The following is a 19,337-nucleotide window of genomic DNA, read 5'->3' as shown; positions in this document are numbered from 1 at the left end:
TCATATACTTTGATCAATCACAACTACAACAGTAGCTGATCTATAAAACCAAAACAACCTTTTACACATTATACAAAAAAATCAAGATTATGTTAATCATAATCTTATCTAATTATTCAAAAAAATTGGCGCAATTCTATAGAGAAAAGCGCCAACAATCTAGAAATTCACATCTATTTCTTTTTAAATTTAATTAGTAAATTATGCAATAATTTACTAAGACCAGTTTTTGATTCCCCTTTATCTCCATAACCATAACCATAACCGTAGCCATAACCATAACCGCGAGCAAAGTCAACGTCATTGACAACCGAAGCTAAATTTTTCAACTTTCCTTCTAGATACAGTTCACGCGGCACTTGGAGCAAGCGTTTATCTAGATAGTTGACACGTGATACATATAGTGTTATATCAGCATTATGAGCGATCAGTAAGGTATCAGTTACTAAACTAACAGGTGCCGTGTCCACTAATATATAGTCATAATGGTCTCTTGCATATTTTACTACATCATCAAAGTGTCCGTTCATTAACAATTCTGCAGGATTTGGTGCAATATATCCAGAATAGACAACATCAAAGTCATAATTACCTGGCTTCTTAATGACAATATTGTCAACATCCATTTCTGGATTAATTAAGAATTGGGTAATGCCCACATTTGTATGTTGCAAATGTGATAAACCAAGATAATCCAAAACTTTTGGACTACGTATATCTGCGCCAATCAAGAGCACTCTTTTACCAGACATGGATAAAATCTGAGCTAAATTAGTTGTTACAAAAGATTTTCCTTCACCTGAAATTGTTGAAGTCACAAACACCACTTTAGAGGCTTCTTTTTTATCAGAACTAAACATAAAATTCATATTCGTCCGTAAAATACGGAATGCCTCCGCAAGAGATGAGCGGTCGTTTAGATGCACAATTGTATCTTCCGCTGATGGTATTTCACCAAGTACAGGTATTTTGACAAAGTCCTCAATATCCTTACGTGAGTGAATTTTATTATCCAATAAAAACTTCAAGTACAAAATCACGAATGGAATTAAAAATCCCATAATTAGTGCACCAAGAAGAATAATTCCTTTTTTAGGCGAAACTGGTAAGGCATTAGTATAAGCAGCATCAATAATTTTCAAATTATCAGGTGTTGCGGCAGCACGCACTTCACTTTCCTCACGTTTCTGCAATAATAATAAGTAAAGTGATTCAACAATCTGCTGCTGTCTGGATATTTTTTTAAATCCCTGTTCTTGATTCGGAATAGAATTTATACGCCCCTTTATCTCATTCGATTTACGTTCTATACTATTCAAGGCTAACTTTGTAACCTGTTGATAATTTTCCAATGAACGTCGAATGTTGTTTCGGTTTTCTTCAATATTTTCATTTAAAGCTATAACCGTCGGATTTAAATCAGAAGCCGATTTCAATAAATCATCTCTTTCCAACACTAACTTATTGTATCCTTCAATAGCAGCCCCTATAGACGCGTCTTGTAATCCTATGTTGGAGGGTAAAAGCTTGCCTTTCGCCTCGCCTTTGAGAAAGTTATTCATATGATCCACCAACTGCAGCTGTGTCCTATATTCTAAAACCTTTTTATCATTTTCAGATGCATTCTGCAAAAAGACTCCAGCTTCGGCCTGCATATCAACCATAGAATTATTAGATTTAAAGTCTGCAACTTCTTCATCAGCACCGGACAAATCCTTTGAAATTAACAACAGCCGTTTATTAATAAACTCCGAAGTAGCTCTTGTAGTGCGAAGCTTATCATTAGTTAAATCACTATTATAAATATCAATTAAAGAATTAAGAATTAGCTCAGCCTTTTTACCTAACTTAGAAACCATAGCGAAATTGACAATATAGGATTGCATTTCCTTACTAGGCGAAACACCAATTGTACCTAAAGTTGCATCCACAGCCCAATTCTTAGGGACCACGGTAATCTCATAGATATCACCATTATCTTTTTGACCATCGACACTTTTTCTAAAAACGATATCCTCGGTTCCAATTTTGACCCTTTTATCAAAATAACAAACAAACTTTTTTCCTGATTGCAGATCTGTTACAGCTAATTGTTTATTGCCTTGAATGCGGACCGTAAGCTGGAATTTAGTCGTATCAAGATCGCCTTGAGGTTGTAAAATAAAGGGCATATCTTTTTCAAGCACCTCAGAAGATCTTATATTTCCCTTTTTAAAATATGTCACATTCAAATGGTGCTGGTCCACCACCTTACGCATCAGCCTTCTCGAAGTAAGTACTTCAATTTGGTCTGGTACAAATGCTGACCTTCCTCCATTTAAACCCATGGTACTTGTAAGTTCAGCAATACCAGCCAATTCACCGGCGGCGGCACTACGCTCATCTCGTAATAAAATTTTCGCAGTTGTACTATATGTTTTTTGCGCATAACGTAAATATACAAATGCTATTCCCAAGGAAAGTATTACTGCTAATAAAAACCATTTCCAGTAAAAGGCATATTGCTCAAAAAGCTGTCGCAAGTTGATTTCTTCTTCTTGTTTTTCTTTATTTTTTATTGGTTGTTCCATGAATGATTATCGTGTCAATACTGAAATTACTGTAATTAATAAGCCTGCAATCGAAATTATGATATTCGTATTGGCTCCCAATTTGGAATTATTGATTTGCGCCTTATTTGGTTCTACATAAATTACATCATTTTGCGCCAAATAATAATAAGGAGAATTTAAAGTTTCTTGCTTTGTTAGATCTAATCGATGCATGGTCTTTTGACCATCCATTTCTCTAATTAAAAGCACATTTTGTCTAATACCGCGAATGGTCATATCGCCTGCCATTCCCAACGCTTCTAAAACAGTAACTCTTTCAGAAGGTAAAATAAATGAACCAGGTTTAGCAACTTCTCCTAATACGGAAACTCGGAAATTATTAAAGTTAATATTAACACCTGGATCTTTAATATATTGACTTAATTCATTTCGAATTTTTTCAATTGCTTCTACTCTCGTTAATCCTGCTAAGTGCACATTTCCCAGCATGGGCAATGTAATTCTTCCATCATTATCAACGGTATAAGTCGGTCGTAGTGCCAAATCTACTGACTGAGTCATATTATTAGATGTCATTGTACTCAATGGATTAAAAGGAGCGGTAACCTTCGGGTCTGCCGCAGTCACCACAATAGTCAAAATATCATTCGCTTGGATTTTGGGAACATGTTGTTCATATATAGCATTGATCTGCGTTGAATCAGGTTGTAGGTAAACCATATTTTTACGTGATCCGCAAGAATTAAATATAGTTAAAACTATCGAGGATAGCAGAAATGCAAAACTGCACTTTAAAATTGTTCGCATATTATATTTATTATATAAAATTGATTTCATTATTTATAATCACAAAAATATATTTTTTTTACATACTATTTTTACGTATCAAGATTTATTAGTGCTTCTCGATGATTATTCAAAAAAATCTGAAGAGTAAACATGAAGTAAAAACTATTTATAACTTTTTAAACACCTTTCAATTCTCTAAAAAGATCGAAAAGTTTTTATTAATCCATCCTTTGACGATATAGGTAAATTTGTAATTTGCAAGTCTTTTTTAATTTTACTATTCGAAACTAAATAAGATTCAGTTAGCTTTTTTAGCCGTTCCGAATTCAGCGGAAATGGTAAATAATCGCCAATTTTTGCAACTAGTTTTACTATAAGAGGAGGAATAGCCCACAATTTTGTTTTTTGACCCAATGTTCCAGATATTAAATTTACTAGTTCATTTGTTGACAATGCATTATCGTCAGCAAAATTATATATACCTGATGTCAACTCTACTTTGTTTATCATTTTTTCAACCAAAAAGCTTAAGTTATCTATACTTAAAAATGAGCGTTGATTGTGAAATGCAGCCAACGGCCATGGAATACCTTTCTTCACAACTTTATACATTAAATTGAGATTCCCCTTATTACCAGGCCCATGAATCATACAAGGTCTTATAATAAACAATCTTTTACCCATTGGTAGTTTTTGTCCAAGTAGATATTTTTCAGCTTCTATTTTAGATTTCCCATACGGCGTTAAAGGATTTGCAGCGAAGTTCTCGTGTAAAACTCCTTCTAAGGAATCAGCTACCGCTTTCACCGATGAAAAATAAATAAAATCACGGATTTCAGATTTAAGAAATTTATTAAACAATTTAATTGTCAAATCGCGATTGATAATTAAATAATCCTCAGGTTTAGATGTATTAGATGTATCGTGGGCTTTACCAGCCAAATGTATAAGAGCTATAGCAGTCGCTGGGAAATTTTCTTCCCATACCGGGTCTCTTAATGAAAGTGGTATAATTTCATTACCCATTTGATGCAAATACGTATTTAAGTTTTGACCTACAAAACCTGAAATTCCAGTTATTATAATTTTCATTTTCTTTTGAAAGAATTGAATTTATTCTCTAAATCTTTATCTGATGTTTTTAACATCAACTTAGACATACTAGTTTTATATAAAAGCGTTTTTTGAGAATTATTGCGGTAATTTGTGTTAGCCAAACTTATCGTTCCAGACAGATTATTATATTGTGAATTTTTGTATCCATGGAAGGCAGCAGCATTTTTAGAACCATTATCATTGTGCCCGTCAATATTTATTGAAATGGTTTTATCCTTATTAGATTTAAATTGCTCCAACACAATTAATAAACCTGACCATTTGTTATTATAAGTGTTCAAATTTCTAATATTTACATTTTCTATAATATCATTAAATGAATTAGGCTCAATGTCCAACCCACTCTCAGGGCTATTCCCATTTGTATTTGCTATATAGCAATTAGTAATATCAATATCTTTGGCGGATGTAATTGAGATACCATTTCTTCTTACATCATCAATGACGGCATTATAAATAAATATTTTTTCACTCGGTATATTATTTGATTGCCCTACATAAATGCCATCACCCCAAGTCCTTTTAATGTATGGAGAATACAAAATGATATTTTTTGAACTTTTAATAGTTATACCAAAACCCCATTGTCCATCTTTTGCTAGATGAGAATATTTATCACCTTCTATATTAGCATAAAATACTTTAACATTAGAAACATTAACGATTGATAATATATTATAACCAGGTTTTGAAGTGGACTTTAATTTCAAAATAGAGTTTGGTTGAAATAATAGAACTTGATTACTTCGAAGAACTAATCCTTTATCAGCTATTAACACTGGAAAATTTGGAAGAATAACAACGTCATTATTATTTAATGCTCTTTGGATACTTGCTGTATAATCAACTGATCCATCCCTTTTAAAATTTTTGGGCAATTCATTTTCAACGGCAAATGCCGAAGCTTGATATTTACTATATTCTATAGAATACGCGCTTTTATTAAGATTTCTATTTATAGTTTGCTGACTAAGCTTTTTTATGCTAAATCCTTGCGCATTTGAAATAACTGTGCAAAAGATTACAAATATAAACAAGATTAACTTTTTCATTTGAACTGATTTAATGTGTTTTTATTAACTTCAACTCTTTCCCTATCAAAAATCCAGCCCCATTTATTAAAATAAAACTTTGCAGATTTTAAAAATATTTTAAACAATCTACTACTCTTATTTGCACCAGATTCATAACCATGAAATATAGATACTTTTGGGAAGTAAACAGTTTTGTACTTTCTATGCATTCTCCTCGATATGTCCCAATCTTCAAAATACATAAAAAAATTATCATCATAAAGACCGATATCTTTTAATGCAGAAACCCTAAATAATGTAAAACATCCTGATAATATTGGGGCATTATAAATCACATTCTTTTCCACAGATCTCAATTCATAATTGTCTATAAATTTGTTGTAAATAAATTTAGGTTTCTGCAGCTTTCTCAAAATAATACTGAGAGGAGATGGTAAAAGTTTCGGTAAACTTTGAATAGATCCATCTAAATTTAAAATCTCAGGCATCATCATTCCAACATCTGTATGATCTACCATATATTTCACCATTCTAGTGATCACATCATCTTTAAAATATACATCGGGATTGATAACAAAATGAAAATCTACACTTTCTTTAATAGAAATCTCCAATGCAATATTGTGAGATGCACCAAAACCTGGGTTACTTGGATTATGTCTATAGATAATGTGAGGTTTATCTATAAAATAATTTCTAAGTAGATCTTTAGGAGAATTATCAATAACATACAATTTATATAAAGATTTCACATACTCCAAAGAACTAAAGATATTCTCAATATCTTGTTTCGGAGTATTATACAATACGATTGATAAATTAATCATTGTCCATCTTATTATTATTCAAATATCATTTTATATTAATTCAGTATTCTTAATGGCAAATTGAGAGCAGAAAGTCATACTAAAACACGGTTATCCAATTAGTTTAAAAGCAAAATAGGCAGGTAAATAAAGTATCTTCGACAAAAATTCGGAATATCTATTTCTGTAATTTCCCTTTCCAAAGATTTTATCTATTAAAGAATTCATAGAAAAACAGTATAAGTAGGTAATTTTTATTATTTTACTGATTTTAACATTTGGAAAAAACGAATCTATTTTTTTTATTAAATTGTTATACAAATTTGCTCTCACATATAGATGTACTCTTGCTCTTTGGACAGCATTTGTTCCACGAACTCTTACTAAGGTCAATGATTCATCTAGATATCCCAAATTATTATCTATAGCTAATAGCATCCAAAAAAAACCATCTTGACCGAATCTCATATTTTCTGAAAATCTAATAAGTGGATTTTTCAACAAGTAATCTCTTCTAATCATAACGCATGGAGTTCCAATATTCAATTTAGTCAAACATAAAGGATAAACATTTCCTTTGAAATCTTCATTTTCAATATCTTTATATTCTCTTCTTGATTTATTTTCAACCTCATCAAATAGACTGTACTTTGTATGAGACCATACTAATTCTGTTTCAGACATTAATTTGACTTGTTTTTCTAGCTTAGAAGGCATCCAAAGATCATCTGAGTCTAAGAATGCTAAAAACTCACCAATCGCTACTTTTATTCCAAAATTACGTGCATGAGCAGGCCCTTTGTTTTCTGTCTTAAAGTATCTAATTCTATTATGATATTTTGCAACAAAAATACTATCATCCTCTGGAGAACCATCATTTACCACTATAATTTCGAAATCCTGAAATGTCTGCTCCAGAACACTATCAACAGCTTCATCTAACCAAGAAATATTAGAATAAAACGGTATAATTACACTTACCTTTTTCATATTTTCACCAAATTCGAATTTAATTGCTCTGAATGATCCATTTTTTTATCATATAAATATTTTGCGATAGTATTTGCTCCATTATCTGCAATTACTTGGCCCAAAACAGGATCATTAATTAGTTTTTCAATATTTTCCACGATACTATCTACACTTTTAGGAAGGATTTGTAGGCAGTTATACTCGTCAGTCATTAAAAAATTGATAGTCCCTACGAAAGTAGTAATGATTGGTATACGCATTATCATCGCCTCATATAGCACACGCGGAAAACCCTCATGGTAAGTAGGCAACACAAAAACATTACATGATTTATATAATTCTACCAGGTCTTTCTTCTCAGAAATCATACCGTGAAACTTTACACGCTCGATAAGCCCCTTTTCTTTAACAACATGAAGCAAGTTATCATAATCCGTTCCCCCACCAACTAAATTCAGAAAAACATTTACTCCTTTTTTAAATAAAACTTCTAGAGCATCAATAAGTTCAAAAAGCCCTTTATCATAAACTAACCTACCTACATAAAGTAATTCAATTTGCTCTGATAAATTAATTTTTCGTTCAATAACAATGTCATCTTCATTAAATCCAATCATCGGTCTAATGGTATATACTCTTTTATTAAATTCTAAAATACTCTGTGTAAATTTTGGAGAAATGGTAAAGACATTCGATGCCCTTTTCAAAATAAATTTAGAAACTGCTGTAGAGATACCCTGTTCTCCCCTTACATATAATCCGAAAGGTTTTCTATATAAAATGCACAGTATACTTATTACTTTACAAATAGGTCCAGGATAGAAAATATAAATGAAGTCATTTCTGAGAATAGCCTTTTGAACAACGAAAAATGCCTTGAAAAAAGCAAAAATTCGGCTTTTTCGCCTTTTAACCTCATATACATGCATTCCTTTGTTACTTATACTAAAGTTTGCAAAATTATCTTTTTCAGTTTTTAACTGACTAATTTGGAAAAGACTTATTTCATTTCCGATATTTTTCAGTTTACAAAAAAAATTTCCCGTCTCTTTATTTAAATACAATTCCTCATCTTTTTCATAAAAGATCGTATTGTTGACTAATAATATTTTCATTATTTGAGTTGATTTTTAGATATTAAGAATGGCTTATACAAGCTAATTATTCCAAAATATATTACAGCTGCCCATGAAATATATCGCACACTATCGAATAAGCTCGATCGTGTCATATATACCGAAAAGCTAAAAATAAAAATGTAACATATCGTACTAAAGAGCTTATTCGTAACATTAAGTTCCAATTTAGTAACAATATATCCCAGACCAAACATAAGGGCTATCACTCCAATAATATCAAATTGCATATAAATATCAATAATTAAATTAGTTCCAAGGCCCCAAGTAGCATTTACATCGTTAGTCAAAATAGTTCCTGTTGATAATTCCTGAGGTGTAGAATCAAAGAATGTCGTTGTTATTAGAGAAGGTAGTTTAGGTATTGGAGCAAATATATATGGTAGAGAGCTACTCCCATAATTTAACCCATATTTCTCAACATAGTCATATCCTGCATATAGATTCCTATTGTTTACAATAAGATCCATAGCGAAATCGTAGTAATTATTATATTGCACAGAACTTATATTATTAGTACTTCCCTCTCTTCCTCGTATTGAGGAAATAATGGTTAAACCAACAAATCCAATTAATACGGAAAGGAATAATTTTAATCTTGAAATCTTTTTATAAAATATACTATAAGAAATCAACAACACTAAACTTGTTTGAACAGCAGGACCTCTATCACCTACAAAAATGAATACGAAAATATAGATAAAAACGATTGACAGATTGAAAAATGACTTCCTCAAATAAAAGGTAAAAATAATAAGCAAATTAATAAAACACTGATTTATAACCAATAATGATGGCTCAATATTAAAAAAAGCATCCGAGCTCCTTGCTAAAATACCGTCTTTCGCAATTAGGAAAACTATACCAGTAAACGCCCATGAAAATATTAAATATATTTTAAACGAATTATTTATAATAACCTTTTCATTAATATAAGGTCTCTCAATTTTTTTCGCTCTTTTTTGAGAAAAAATTGATTTTATTCCAAATACAAAGCTTGTATAACCAACCAAAGCTAAAGATGTAGCTTTAGTAATGACATCTTCATTAAATTTAAAGCGACTAAAAACCAAAAAATAATACTTATCAAAAGGAAAAATAAAAACTGGATAGAAGAAATTTACAAAGAAAAAGCTAATAGTAAAAAAGAAAGTGAAGTTGACATAATTTTGTTCAACCATACTAATCTTAATTGCTCTGTATGCTGAAAAAACAAATAATATTAATAAAACACAGCAGTAAAAAAAGTCATAATTATTAGGTGCAAGAAAGTATAATACAATTGTTAAAAGTAAAATTATAGCTTCCATATTATCTGTTTTTATATTGCATTAATTTTAAAATTCTTATAAATATTCTAATATTACTTCTTGATTACAGCAAATACGCTTTTAAGATTAAATAAACCTAAGGCTTTCGAAATAACGAAGTAAAGTGATACAAGAATAACTCCGAATAATTGGATGTATGAACGATCATTATTATATAAATAAATCGTAACGTTGTAGTAAATAATAAAAATAGAAAATAGAATTAAACAGATTTTACCTAAAAAGTATAGCTCCTTATTGCCTATATTTATAATGCGCGAGGTATAATAATAATTTAAAAAATAGCTAAAGGCATTTGTAAAAATATATCCATACAGTAAGTAATCAATTCTTTTCAGGTACACGCCTAACACCAAAGTCAATACCTGTACTATTTTTTTCACAATTTCAAGCTTCAATAATTTCCCAGTCTTATTAAAAACTTTAAAAATCATTTTATTTATCAATTCCTGTGTATAAAACATAGATCCAACAATCAGTAATTTGATATAAAAAACAGAACCTAACCAATTTTCACCTAATAAAAATAAGATAATGTCTTTACCAAATATTAAAATTATCAACACAGCTAATCCCATTAACCATATGAATGTTTTAGAGATCAGGTTATAAGTCTTTATAAGTTCACCTATATTGTCTTGAGATTTTGATAATGTTGAGAAAAAAACTCCTTGCGCTAGATTATTAACAACATTATTTGGCACATCCTGCATCTTTTTTGCTTGATAAAAATACCCCACTTGTGTAATACTGAAAACTTTACCTATTACTAATTGGTAAATATTTTCAAATCCTAAATTCAATACGGAAACTAAAGTGGTATTAACACCAAACCCAAATAACTCTTTAAATGATTTTTTATAAAAATTAATATTAAAATAGAAACCCTTATATAAATTGTAGAGGAAGGTTTGACAAATAACTGTAAATAATGGTATTGAAATCAATGCCCAAAGTTCCATTTTAAATACATAGGCTAGAGTTAAACCGAATAACACTCCAAATAAAGTTGAAATGAGATTTAAAATTGAGCGCTTTTTAAATTCTAAATCTTGCAAGAATTTTACATTCTGTATAGTCTGAAAAGAGGAAATAATCAATATTGACGCAGCAAATATTATTGGTTTTTTAAGTTGTTGATTATTATAAAAATCAGAAATATAACCAGAAGAACATGATATTAGAATAAATAATACAATACTGACAACTAAATTATAAGTAAAGACAGTTGAATAATCGTTTTCATTCTTATCTAATTTTCTTACTAACGCTCCAGATAGACCTCCATCAGTAAATATATTAAAGACTGAAACGAAAAACATTACAATTCCAAATTCACCAAATTCTTGAGGTGACATCAATCTGGCAAGTATAATATTTGAGAAAAGCACTATAAATAATGAAAATATGTGCGTAAACATCGACCACATAGAATCAAAAAAAAGTTTTCTATTTTTCATCTTTATATTTCAAAACTTTAGCGGGAATTCCTCCAACCACAGCATTCTCAGGTACATCATTAATAACTACGGCATTTGCACCAATCATAGAATTCTTACCAATAATAATATCTCCAAGTACACATGCACCTGAACCTATGAAAACATTATTATCAATCCGAGGCGCACCTCTTCCGTTTCTTCCGCCAATTGTTACATTTTGCATAATTGTCACATTTGCTCCAATAATAGCTTTCTCATGCAATACAACACCTAATCCGTTATGTTTTAAAACTGTATTTTCACCAATACAAATATTCACTGGTACATCAGCAGAACATATAATACGAATAAACCACTGCATAGCTTTAGGCAAAATTGGAATATTATTTCGCTTTAACAATGCCATCAGTCGTATACACTTCATTATTAAATTTGGTTCTTTCATTTATCCAATGTTAACAAGTAATCTCCATAACCCGATTTTTTAAGGGGCTCAGCAATCGTCTTTAATTGATTAGCATCAATGTACCCCATACGATAGGCAACCTCTTCAATGGCTCCAATTTTCATACCTTGTCGCTCTTCAATGACCTGAACAAATTGCCCAGCCTGCATGAGCGATTGTATTGTGCCTGTATCTAACCATGCCGTTCCTCGATCAAAAACTCCAACCTTCAACTTACCACGTTTCAAATATTCTTTATTCACGTCTGTAATTTCAAGTTCTCCTCTTGGTGATGGTTCAATATTTTTCGCAATCTCTACAACGTCATTATCATAAAAATAGATACCAGGAACAGCATAACTTGATTTAGGTTCTTTTGGCTTCTCCTCGATAGAAACCACACTCTTATCCTGATCAAATTCTACTACACCATATCGTTCCGGATCATGCACAGGGTAAGCAAATACTACTCCACCGTCAGGATCTGCACAAGATTGTAGCAACTTGGACATACCAGATCCATGAAATATATTATCCCCTAAGATCAGTGCAACTTTCTCCTTCCCAATAAACTCTTCGCCCAAAATAAAAGCCTGCGCTAAACCATCTGGACTTGGTTGCTCCTTGTATGAAAACCTACAGCCAATTTGAGACCCATCGCCAAGTAATTTTTGAAAATTTGGCAAATCTTGCGGGGTAGAAATAATAAGGATTTCATTTATTCCTGCAAGCATAAGGGTAGACAATGGATAATAAATCATTGGTTTATCATACACCGGCATCAATTGCTTCGAAACAGCCAATGTCAATGGGTGTAATCTTGTACCTGATCCCCCTGCTAGAATTATTCCTTTCATGTTTCTTTATGCTTGTTGTAATTTATATTTTCGCTAACATATTGGATAGGCTCTGCTTCCATTCGGGAACAGCGACTCCAAAAGTTTGTTTAATTTTTGTCTTATCCAGTAATGAATAACTAGGACGCTTTGCAGCAGTAGGATATTCCGCTGTAGTAATTGGTCTAACATGACAGGCCAAATTCTTCAATTCTTTGATAGCAACTGCGAAATCATACCAAGAAATTTCACCTTCGTTAGAAAAATGGTATATACCTTTAGCCCACTTTTCACTATGCGCAATCTCCAAAATAACTTGTGCTAAATCATGCGCATAAGTGGGCGATCCTACTTGGTCTCCAATAACAGAAATTTCTTCTCGATCGGTCATTAACCGGATCATTGTCTTTACAAAATTAGCCCCATAGCTAGAATAAACCCAAGCAGTACGAATGATAATAGCATCAGCTCCAGAAGTGATTATAGCTTCCTCACCTTTTTGTTTGCTTAAGCCATATACATTAATTGGATTTGTTGGCTCATCTTCTTTTAAAGCTGTGCTACTAATTCCTTGAAATACATAATCCGTCGAGATATGGATAAGCTTCCTATTGTTTTGCTTAGCCCATTGAGCCATTGTTGCTACAGCTTGATGGTTAATAACATCCACCAATTCAGCTTCCGACTCTGCTTTATCTACCGCTGTATACGCTCCGCCGCTGATAATTAAATCTGGATCAATAGTTTCAATAACACTCAAAACTTGTGTCAAATTATCTAAAGCCATTTCTTCGCGATCTACGAAGATAAAAGTATCATCTGTATAGTTGACACTGAGCTCTTTAATTTCCGATCCTAATTGACCAGATGCACCTGTAACAAGTATTTTCATATTTTATATGTTAGCACTAAATACCTCCTTGAAACTTGGAGCTTCTTTGTCCTTATCTGAAAGGATCAATTCTTCCTCAGGAAGCTGCCAATCAACGCCAACAGTAGAATCAAATGGGTGAATACCACACTCTGATTCCTTGTTGTAAAAGTTATCACATTTATAAAAAAACGTAGCCGTATCACTCAGGACAACAAATCCATGTAAAAAACCTCGAGGAATAAAAAGCTGAAGATTATTTTCCTCCGAAAGCTCTACAGCAATATATTCACCGAATGTAGGTGAATTTGGACGTACGTCAACCGCAACGTCCAATACTGTACCGCTAAGTACGCGGACCAATTTTGCCTGTGCATTTTCTCCACTTTGCGCATGAAGTCCTCTTAAAACGCCTTTTGAAGAAAAGGATTGATTGTCTTGAACAAAATTTGTCTCCGTGCCAGTAAGCGAACGAAAGGTTTTATCATTAAAGCTCTCGAAAAAATACCCTCGACTATCGCCATATTTTATTGGCTCCAAGATAAAACAGCCCTTCAATTTTGTCTCTGTAACTTTCATATCAACCCTGGTATTGTTGTTGGTAATAATTTTGATATCCTCCTGAAGTGACTTGATCTAACCATTCTTGATTATTTAGGTACCAATCAATGGTTTTGGAAAGTCCCTCTTCAAACGTAACGGATGGGTGGTAACCCAATTCTCGGTTGATCTTCGATGCATCAATAGCATAGCGCAAATCATGACCCGGACGATCTTTAACAAAAGTAATCAGTTGCGCAGAAGTACCCTGTGCTCTTCCAAGCTTTTCATCCACTTGCTTACAAAGTTCCTTCACCAAATCAATATTTTTCCACTCATTAAAGCCGCCGACATTATAGGAATCTCCATTTTTACCATTATGGAACACCAAATCTATTGCTCGAGCGTGATCTATCACAAATAACCAATCTCTCGTAAATTTTCCATCACCATAGATCGGCAACGGTTTATTATTTAAGATATTGTGAATACATAGTGGGATCAACTTTTCCGGAAAATGGTTTGGTCCATAATTATTTGAACAGTTGGTCAAAACGACGGGTAATCCATAGGTATCATGGTAGGCACGGACAAAATGATCTGAAGAAGCCTTTGAAGCAGAATATGGTGAATGTGGATCATAAGACGTTTCTTCAGTGAATAAGCCGGTTTCGCCCAATGTACCATAAACTTCGTCTGTAGAGACGTGATGAAAACGTTTCCCCTCGAAATTGCCTCCCCAAATTACCTTGACAGCGTTTAATAAATTGACGGTGCCAATAACATTTGTCATTACAAATGCCAATGGATCCGTAATTGATCGATCTACATGTGATTCAGCTGCCAAATGAATAACTCCATCAGGTTGATATTCCTTAAACGTAGATAAAACTCTCTCTGCGTCCGTAATATCCACTTTTACAAAAGTATAATTCGGTAAATGCTCGATATCCCTTAAATTAGCCAAATTGCCCGCATATGTTAATGCATCGAGATTAACAATATGATATTCAGGATATTTAAGTACAAACTCCCGAACAACGTGCGAACCTATAAATCCCGCTCCACCTGTAATAATTATTGTTTTCTTCATTTGTACAAGTTTATAAACGAGAATCCGCTAATTCTGATACAACTCCTTTTACGTCGTAAATAATTGAGTTTTCCTTTTTTAAAATTTCAAAATCAATATTTAAAAATTCATTGTGAGCAACTCCTAATACAATAGCATCAAATTTTGTCTTTGGCAAATCAGTTGTACTTTGAATACCATACTCATGAGCAACTTCAGCAGGATTTGCCCAATGATCATATGTAGTTACTTTGATTCCATAATCTTCTAGAGCTCGGATGACATCTACAATCTTGGTATTGCGAACATCGGGACAATTCTCTTTAAATGTTACGCCTAGCATTAATACTTCGGCACCATTGACATTAATTCCCTTTTTGATCATTGTTTTAACAACCTGAGAAGCTACATACTCACCCATAGAATCATTTAAACGTCGACCTGCCAAAATAATCTCTGGATGATAACCATGTTCTTGTGCTTTCTGAGCCAAATAATAAGGATCTACACCAATACAGTGTCCGCCAACCAGTCCTGGTTTAAACGGCAAAAAGTTCCATTTGGTACCTGCTGCTTCCAATACGGCATGAGTATCAATGTTCAAAATATTAAAAATCTTCGCCAACTCATTGACAAAAGCGATATTTATATCGCGTTGCGAATTCTCAATCACTTTAGCAGCCTCCGCAACTTTAATACATGGTGCTAAGTGTGTACCTGCAGTAATAACCTCTTTATATACCGAATCGACTTCCTCTCCAATCGCTGGAGTAGAACCCGAGGTTACTTTTAATATCTTCTCAACGGTATGTTGTTTATCTCCTGGATTAATGCGTTCTGGGGAATAGCCTGCAAAGAAATCTTCGTTAAATTTTAAGCCTGAAATCTTTTCTAAAACTGGAATACATTCTTCCTCTGTAACGCCAGGGTAGACTGTAGATTCATAAACAACGATATCGCCTTTTTTAAGCACTTTACCTACAGTTTCTGACGCTTTATATAGCGGTGTTAGGTCAGGACGATTGTTTTTATCTACCGGTGTAGGAACAGTAACCACATAAAAATTTGCATCTTCAATATCTGCCAGTTGGTTTGAGCAGTACAAACCTGCTGTATTCGCAGAAAATGGATTTTCATCCACTAAGGCTGCCTGAAGAATATCATCTTCCACTTCTAAAGTTAAATCTTTACCCGAACGCAATTCATCAATACGTTTTTGGTTGATATCAAATCCTAATACTGGAAATTTTGTTGCAAACAGTCTCGCTAAGGGTAAGCCTACATAACCTAATCCAATGACAGCTATTTTTTTCATCTCGTTTTATCTATTTTAATTGATTAATTTCTTATTTTAAGTTATCCCAATACCACTTTACAGCCTCTTTAAGACCTTCTCGGATCACGTGAGTAGGCTCGTAGTTTAATAATTGACGGGCTTTGTCAATTGACGCCAACGAATGTGGAATATCTCCCTGTCTATTGGGCCCATGAATAATCTCTACCTTCGCAATTTCAGCATCGTATTCTGTTAAAAATTCTTTTAGATATCCAACCAATTGGTTTAAGGTCGTACGGTCCCCAACTGCGGTATTGTAAACGGTATTGACTGCCGCGCAATTATCTGTTGTCATCGCACATTCATTCATCTGAATAACATTATCGATATAAGTAAAGTCTCGGGAGTAATCGCCAGTACCATTGATTACTGGACTTTCATGATTCATAAATTTCTTTACAAATAATGGAATTACAGCAGCATAAGCACCGTTAGGATCCTGGCGACGGCCAAATACGTTGAAGTAGCGCAACCCTATCGTTTCTAAGCCATAAGTCTTCGAAAAGATATCGGCATACAACTCGTTTACATATTTAGTAATCGCGTAAGGAGACAATGGTTTGCCTATGATATCTTCCACCTTTGGGAGATTTTCAGAATCGCCATATGTTGATGATGAAGCAGCATAAATAAAACGTTTAACGCCTGCATCACGTGCAGCAACCAACATATTTAAGAAACCTGTAACGTTTACCTCATTGGAAGTTTGAGGATCTTTAATAGAACGCGGAACTGACCCCAACGCTGCCTGATGTAGAACATAATCAACCCCCACAACAGCCTTTTGGCAATCTGCATTGTTACGGATATCTCCTTCAAATAAAGTAAAGTCTGGATTGCCTTCGTGTTGTGCAATATTGTGACGGTGACCTGTAGCAAAATTGTCTAATACCACAACTTGATGGTTTTTACCTAAAAAATGCTCTACGAGATTTGAACCTATAAAACCGGCACCACCGGTGATTAATATTTTACTCATCTTTTGAAGTAATTATATGGTAGAATGATTTGTATATAAAATAATATAACGTTGTTCTTCACTAGTCTTCTGAAAAGAAAGATTGACCTGCTTTCCCAATTTTTTACCAACCTTGTCCGCTAACAGCAATAAATATGCCTGATTTATATTTTCTCCCAAAACTACTACGTCAATTTTTCCTGAATCTACGCCTTCAGCATAATCTCCAACCAAACTAACTTCCTGAATATCTCCCGCTTGCTGTAGTATATTATCTACGATTTCATCAATTCCTAAATAGGTATGAATTAATTTTTGAAGAGGTGCAAATAAAGAATGTTTTGTGTTGGCTCGGTATAGGATTTTATTTTTTTCTGTACTCTTTTCTAAATACCCTGCTTCGGACAATTGGTTCAGTTCTTTTCGTATGGCATTGGTTGATTCTTGAAACTCATCCGCGAGACCTCTTAAATGTGATTGGTTACTTGCCGATACAAAAAATTTGATCAGTAGCTTCAGTCGTGTCTTGGATGTAATTAAAGAGTCTAGCATGGTATAGTTCAGATTGAGTAACAAAAGTACTCAATCTGATTTTATTTATCAAATTAAATTATTGTTAAACAATGATCAATTGTTTATTCGCCAATTGCATAATAGTCAAAGCCTAATTTTTTCAGTCCAGCGCTATCCAATAATTTCCGCCCATCAAATACGAATGAGGGTTTCTTCATCTCTTTTTTAATCAGCGCCCAATCATACCCCTTAAACTCATCCCATTCTGTTAATACCGTAGCAGCATGCGCCTCGCGTAAAGCTTCATAAGGATCATCAACAACGGTTACTAAACGGCGATTCTCCTCAGCTGAGCGAGTTTTTAAATAATCTAGATCATTATAAATTTGTTCAGCCGTCACTTTTGGATCATAAACCACCAGATGTGCCTCCTCATCCAACAGATGATCGGCCACATAAATAGCAGCAGATTCCCGCGTATCGTTCGTGTCTTTTTTAAAAGCCCAGCCTAAAAAGGCAATTTTTTTCCCGTTTACCGTATTATACATGGTCTGGATAATCCGTTCTGCAAATCGCGATTTTTGATGGTCGTTTAAAATAATTACCTGTTCCCAGTAATCAGCTACAGCAGTCAGATTGTAACTTCGTGCGATGTAAACAAGATTGAGAATATCTTTCTGGAAACAAGAACCTCCAAAACCTACCGAAGCCTTCAGAAATTTGTGCCCAATGCGGCTATCATGGCCAATCGCTCGAGACACTTCATCCACATTGGCCCCCGTCACCTCACACAACTCCGAAATCGCATTGATAGACGAAACACGTTGGGCCAAAAAAGCATTTGCAACTAATTTAGATAATTCTGAAGACCATAAATTGGTTGTAAGTATACGTTCCTGTGAAACCCAGGCGGCATATATTTGCACCAGCGCCTGAATAGCATCTTCGTCTTCACCACCAATAAGCACTCTGTCTGGATGGTGTAAATCCGCAACGGCTGTTCCCTCAGCTAAAAATTCCGGATTGGAGAGAATGGCAAAGTTGACTCCGTTCCCTGTATCGTCCAATATACTTTTTAATGCTGCAGCCGTGCGGACCGGCAAAGTCGATTTCTCAACAATTATTTTATCGCCCTGAGCAACCCGAGCAATCTGCCGCGCACATAATTCAATATATTTTAAATCTGCAGCCTGCCCCTTCCCTTTACCATAGGTTTTTGTAGGCGTATTGACGGATATAAAGATCATGTCCGCCTCATCAATAGCCGCTTCAACATTTGTCGAAAAAAACAAATTCCGTCCGCGAGCTTCACCTACCACAGCATCAAGACCAGGCTCATAAATTGGAAGCAGGCTAAGATCCTCGCTATTCCACGCATCTATGCGTTGTTGATTCAGGTCAACAACCGTTACCTGAATAGCAGGATTCATCTGCGCAATAACTGACATTGTTGGCCCCCCTACATATCCCGCTCCTATACAAGCAATTTTCTTTATTTCTTTCATTTTTCTATATGCCTAATTTCTATAAGTCAATTTTCTTTTAATCAGCAAACCATTATTCTGCTAAAGATAGGAATATGCCCCGA

General features: G+C 33.7%; 18 protein-coding genes. All 18 read right to left on the bottom strand.

Translation table 11 applies throughout. The features are described 5' to 3' along the window. Positions 1 to 173 precede the first annotated feature (173 nt). The 18 genes from M2419_RS16075 to M2419_RS15990 all read right to left on the bottom strand — a co-directional run bounded on the left by M2419_RS16075 (position 174) and on the right by M2419_RS15990 (position 19,254). On the bottom strand, positions 174 to 2,570 hold the full coding sequence (locus tag M2419_RS16075; protein WP_259255357.1) for a polysaccharide biosynthesis tyrosine autokinase: 2,397 nt from the start codon (positions 2,568 to 2,570) through the stop codon (positions 174 to 176). Between the two features lie 6 nt (positions 2,571 to 2,576). After that, entirely contained in the window at positions 2,577 to 3,389 is an 813-nt protein-coding gene (locus M2419_RS16070; protein WP_259255356.1) for a polysaccharide biosynthesis/export family protein, read from the bottom strand. Positions 3,390 to 3,536: 147 nt separating this feature from the next. Next, a complete protein-coding gene (locus M2419_RS16065; RefSeq protein WP_259255355.1) occupies positions 3,537 to 4,433 on the bottom strand; it encodes an NAD-dependent epimerase/dehydratase family protein in 897 nt (298 codons plus the stop codon). After that, on the bottom strand, positions 4,430 to 5,509 hold the full coding sequence (locus M2419_RS16060; RefSeq protein WP_259255354.1) for a right-handed parallel beta-helix repeat-containing protein: 1,080 nt from the start codon (positions 5,507 to 5,509) through the stop codon (positions 4,430 to 4,432). Before M2419_RS16060 ends, M2419_RS16065 begins: the two co-directional genes overlap by 4 nt. After that, positions 5,506 to 6,318: a glycosyltransferase gene (locus tag M2419_RS16055; RefSeq protein ID WP_259255353.1), complete on the bottom strand. Its 813-nt coding sequence runs from the start codon at positions 6,316 to 6,318 to the stop codon at positions 5,506 to 5,508. The genes M2419_RS16060 and M2419_RS16055 overlap by 4 nt, the downstream gene beginning before the upstream one ends. Positions 6,319 to 6,408: 90 nt before the next feature. After that, positions 6,409 to 7,287, bottom strand: coding sequence for a glycosyltransferase family 2 protein (locus M2419_RS16050; RefSeq protein ID WP_259255352.1), 879 nt, complete (start codon positions 7,285 to 7,287; stop codon positions 6,409 to 6,411). After that, positions 7,284 to 8,384: a glycosyltransferase family 4 protein gene (locus M2419_RS16045; protein ID WP_259255351.1), complete on the bottom strand. Its 1,101-nt coding sequence runs from the start codon at positions 8,382 to 8,384 to the stop codon at positions 7,284 to 7,286. The genes M2419_RS16050 and M2419_RS16045 overlap by 4 nt, the downstream gene beginning before the upstream one ends. After that, complete coding sequence (locus M2419_RS16040) at positions 8,384 to 9,715, bottom strand: O-antigen polymerase (RefSeq protein ID WP_259255350.1); 1,332 nt, start codon at positions 9,713 to 9,715, stop codon at positions 8,384 to 8,386. Before M2419_RS16040 ends, M2419_RS16045 begins: the two co-directional genes overlap by 1 nt. Positions 9,716 to 9,768: 53 nt before the next feature. Further along, positions 9,769 to 11,196, bottom strand: coding sequence for a lipopolysaccharide biosynthesis protein (locus M2419_RS16035; RefSeq protein WP_259255349.1), 1,428 nt, complete (start codon positions 11,194 to 11,196; stop codon positions 9,769 to 9,771). After that, positions 11,186 to 11,623, bottom strand: coding sequence for a serine O-acetyltransferase (locus M2419_RS16030; RefSeq protein ID WP_259255348.1), 438 nt, complete (start codon positions 11,621 to 11,623; stop codon positions 11,186 to 11,188). The genes M2419_RS16035 and M2419_RS16030 overlap by 11 nt, the downstream gene beginning before the upstream one ends. After that, positions 11,620 to 12,480, bottom strand: a complete 861-nt coding sequence (rfbA, locus tag M2419_RS16025; protein WP_259255347.1) for a glucose-1-phosphate thymidylyltransferase RfbA — start codon at positions 12,478 to 12,480, stop codon at positions 11,620 to 11,622. The genes M2419_RS16030 and rfbA overlap by 4 nt, the downstream gene beginning before the upstream one ends. A gap of 22 nt (positions 12,481 to 12,502) precedes the next feature. After that, positions 12,503 to 13,351, bottom strand: a complete 849-nt coding sequence (gene rfbD / locus M2419_RS16020; RefSeq protein ID WP_259255346.1) for a dTDP-4-dehydrorhamnose reductase — start codon at positions 13,349 to 13,351, stop codon at positions 12,503 to 12,505. 3 nt (positions 13,352 to 13,354) lie between these two features. Beyond that, positions 13,355 to 13,909 (bottom strand): dTDP-4-dehydrorhamnose 3,5-epimerase, encoded by a 555-nt coding sequence (gene rfbC, locus M2419_RS16015; RefSeq protein WP_259255345.1) that lies wholly within the window; start codon positions 13,907 to 13,909, stop codon positions 13,355 to 13,357. A gap of 1 nt (position 13,910) precedes the next feature. Further along, positions 13,911 to 14,963 (bottom strand): dTDP-glucose 4,6-dehydratase, encoded by a 1,053-nt coding sequence (rfbB, locus tag M2419_RS16010; protein WP_259255344.1) that lies wholly within the window; start codon positions 14,961 to 14,963, stop codon positions 13,911 to 13,913. Positions 14,964 to 14,973: 10 nt separating this feature from the next. Then, entirely contained in the window at positions 14,974 to 16,257 is a 1,284-nt protein-coding gene (locus tag M2419_RS16005; RefSeq protein ID WP_259255343.1) for a nucleotide sugar dehydrogenase, read from the bottom strand. A gap of 31 nt (positions 16,258 to 16,288) precedes the next feature. Next, positions 16,289 to 17,257, bottom strand: a complete 969-nt coding sequence (locus tag M2419_RS16000; RefSeq protein WP_259255342.1) for an SDR family oxidoreductase — start codon at positions 17,255 to 17,257, stop codon at positions 16,289 to 16,291. A gap of 12 nt (positions 17,258 to 17,269) precedes the next feature. Next, entirely contained in the window at positions 17,270 to 17,788 is a 519-nt protein-coding gene (locus tag M2419_RS15995) for an ArsR family transcriptional regulator (RefSeq protein ID WP_259255341.1), read from the bottom strand. Positions 17,789 to 17,871: 83 nt separating this feature from the next. Next, complete coding sequence (locus M2419_RS15990; protein WP_259255340.1) at positions 17,872 to 19,254, bottom strand: nucleotide sugar dehydrogenase; 1,383 nt, start codon at positions 19,252 to 19,254, stop codon at positions 17,872 to 17,874. Positions 19,255 to 19,337: the final 83 nt, after the last annotated feature.

This window comes from Sphingobacterium sp. BIGb0116, from assembly GCF_024808035.1.
GTDB classification, from domain to species: Bacteria; Bacteroidota; Bacteroidia; order Sphingobacteriales; family Sphingobacteriaceae; genus Sphingobacterium; species Sphingobacterium paramultivorum.
Note: the sequence above shows the minus strand (reverse complement) of the source record. Positions and strands in the feature narration are given on the sequence as shown.

Coding starts and splice junctions, on each gene's coding strand:
- M2419_RS16075 (WP_259255357.1), bottom strand. CDS start 2,570: ATGGAACAACCAATAAAAAATAAAGAAAAACAAGAAGAAGAAATCAAC.
- M2419_RS16070 (WP_259255356.1), bottom strand. CDS start 3,389: ATGAAATCAATTTTATATAATAAATATAATATGCGAACAATTTTAAAG.
- M2419_RS16065 (WP_259255355.1), bottom strand. CDS start 4,433: ATGAAAATTATAATAACTGGAATTTCAGGTTTTGTAGGTCAAAACTTA.
- M2419_RS16060 (WP_259255354.1), bottom strand. CDS start 5,509: ATGAAAAAGTTAATCTTGTTTATATTTGTAATCTTTTGCACAGTTATT.
- M2419_RS16055 (WP_259255353.1), bottom strand. CDS start 6,318: ATGATTAATTTATCAATCGTATTGTATAATACTCCGAAACAAGATATT.
- M2419_RS16050 (WP_259255352.1), bottom strand. CDS start 7,287: ATGAAAAAGGTAAGTGTAATTATACCGTTTTATTCTAATATTTCTTGG.
- M2419_RS16045 (WP_259255351.1), bottom strand. CDS start 8,384: ATGAAAATATTATTAGTCAACAATACGATCTTTTATGAAAAAGATGAG.
- M2419_RS16040 (WP_259255350.1), bottom strand. CDS start 9,715: ATGGAAGCTATAATTTTACTTTTAACAATTGTATTATACTTTCTTGCA.
- M2419_RS16035 (WP_259255349.1), bottom strand. CDS start 11,196: ATGAAAAATAGAAAACTTTTTTTTGATTCTATGTGGTCGATGTTTACG.
- M2419_RS16030 (WP_259255348.1), bottom strand. CDS start 11,623: ATGAAAGAACCAAATTTAATAATGAAGTGTATACGACTGATGGCATTG.
- rfbA (WP_259255347.1), bottom strand. CDS start 12,480: ATGAAAGGAATAATTCTAGCAGGGGGATCAGGTACAAGATTACACCCA.
- rfbD (WP_259255346.1), bottom strand. CDS start 13,351: ATGAAAATACTTGTTACAGGTGCATCTGGTCAATTAGGATCGGAAATT.
- rfbC (WP_259255345.1), bottom strand. CDS start 13,909: ATGAAAGTTACAGAGACAAAATTGAAGGGCTGTTTTATCTTGGAGCCA.
- rfbB (WP_259255344.1), bottom strand. CDS start 14,963: ATGAAGAAAACAATAATTATTACAGGTGGAGCGGGATTTATAGGTTCG.
- M2419_RS16005 (WP_259255343.1), bottom strand. CDS start 16,257: ATGAAAAAAATAGCTGTCATTGGATTAGGTTATGTAGGCTTACCCTTA.
- M2419_RS16000 (WP_259255342.1), bottom strand. CDS start 17,257: ATGAGTAAAATATTAATCACCGGTGGTGCCGGTTTTATAGGTTCAAAT.
- M2419_RS15995 (WP_259255341.1), bottom strand. CDS start 17,788: ATGCTAGACTCTTTAATTACATCCAAGACACGACTGAAGCTACTGATC.
- M2419_RS15990 (WP_259255340.1), bottom strand. CDS start 19,254: ATGAAAGAAATAAAGAAAATTGCTTGTATAGGAGCGGGATATGTAGGG.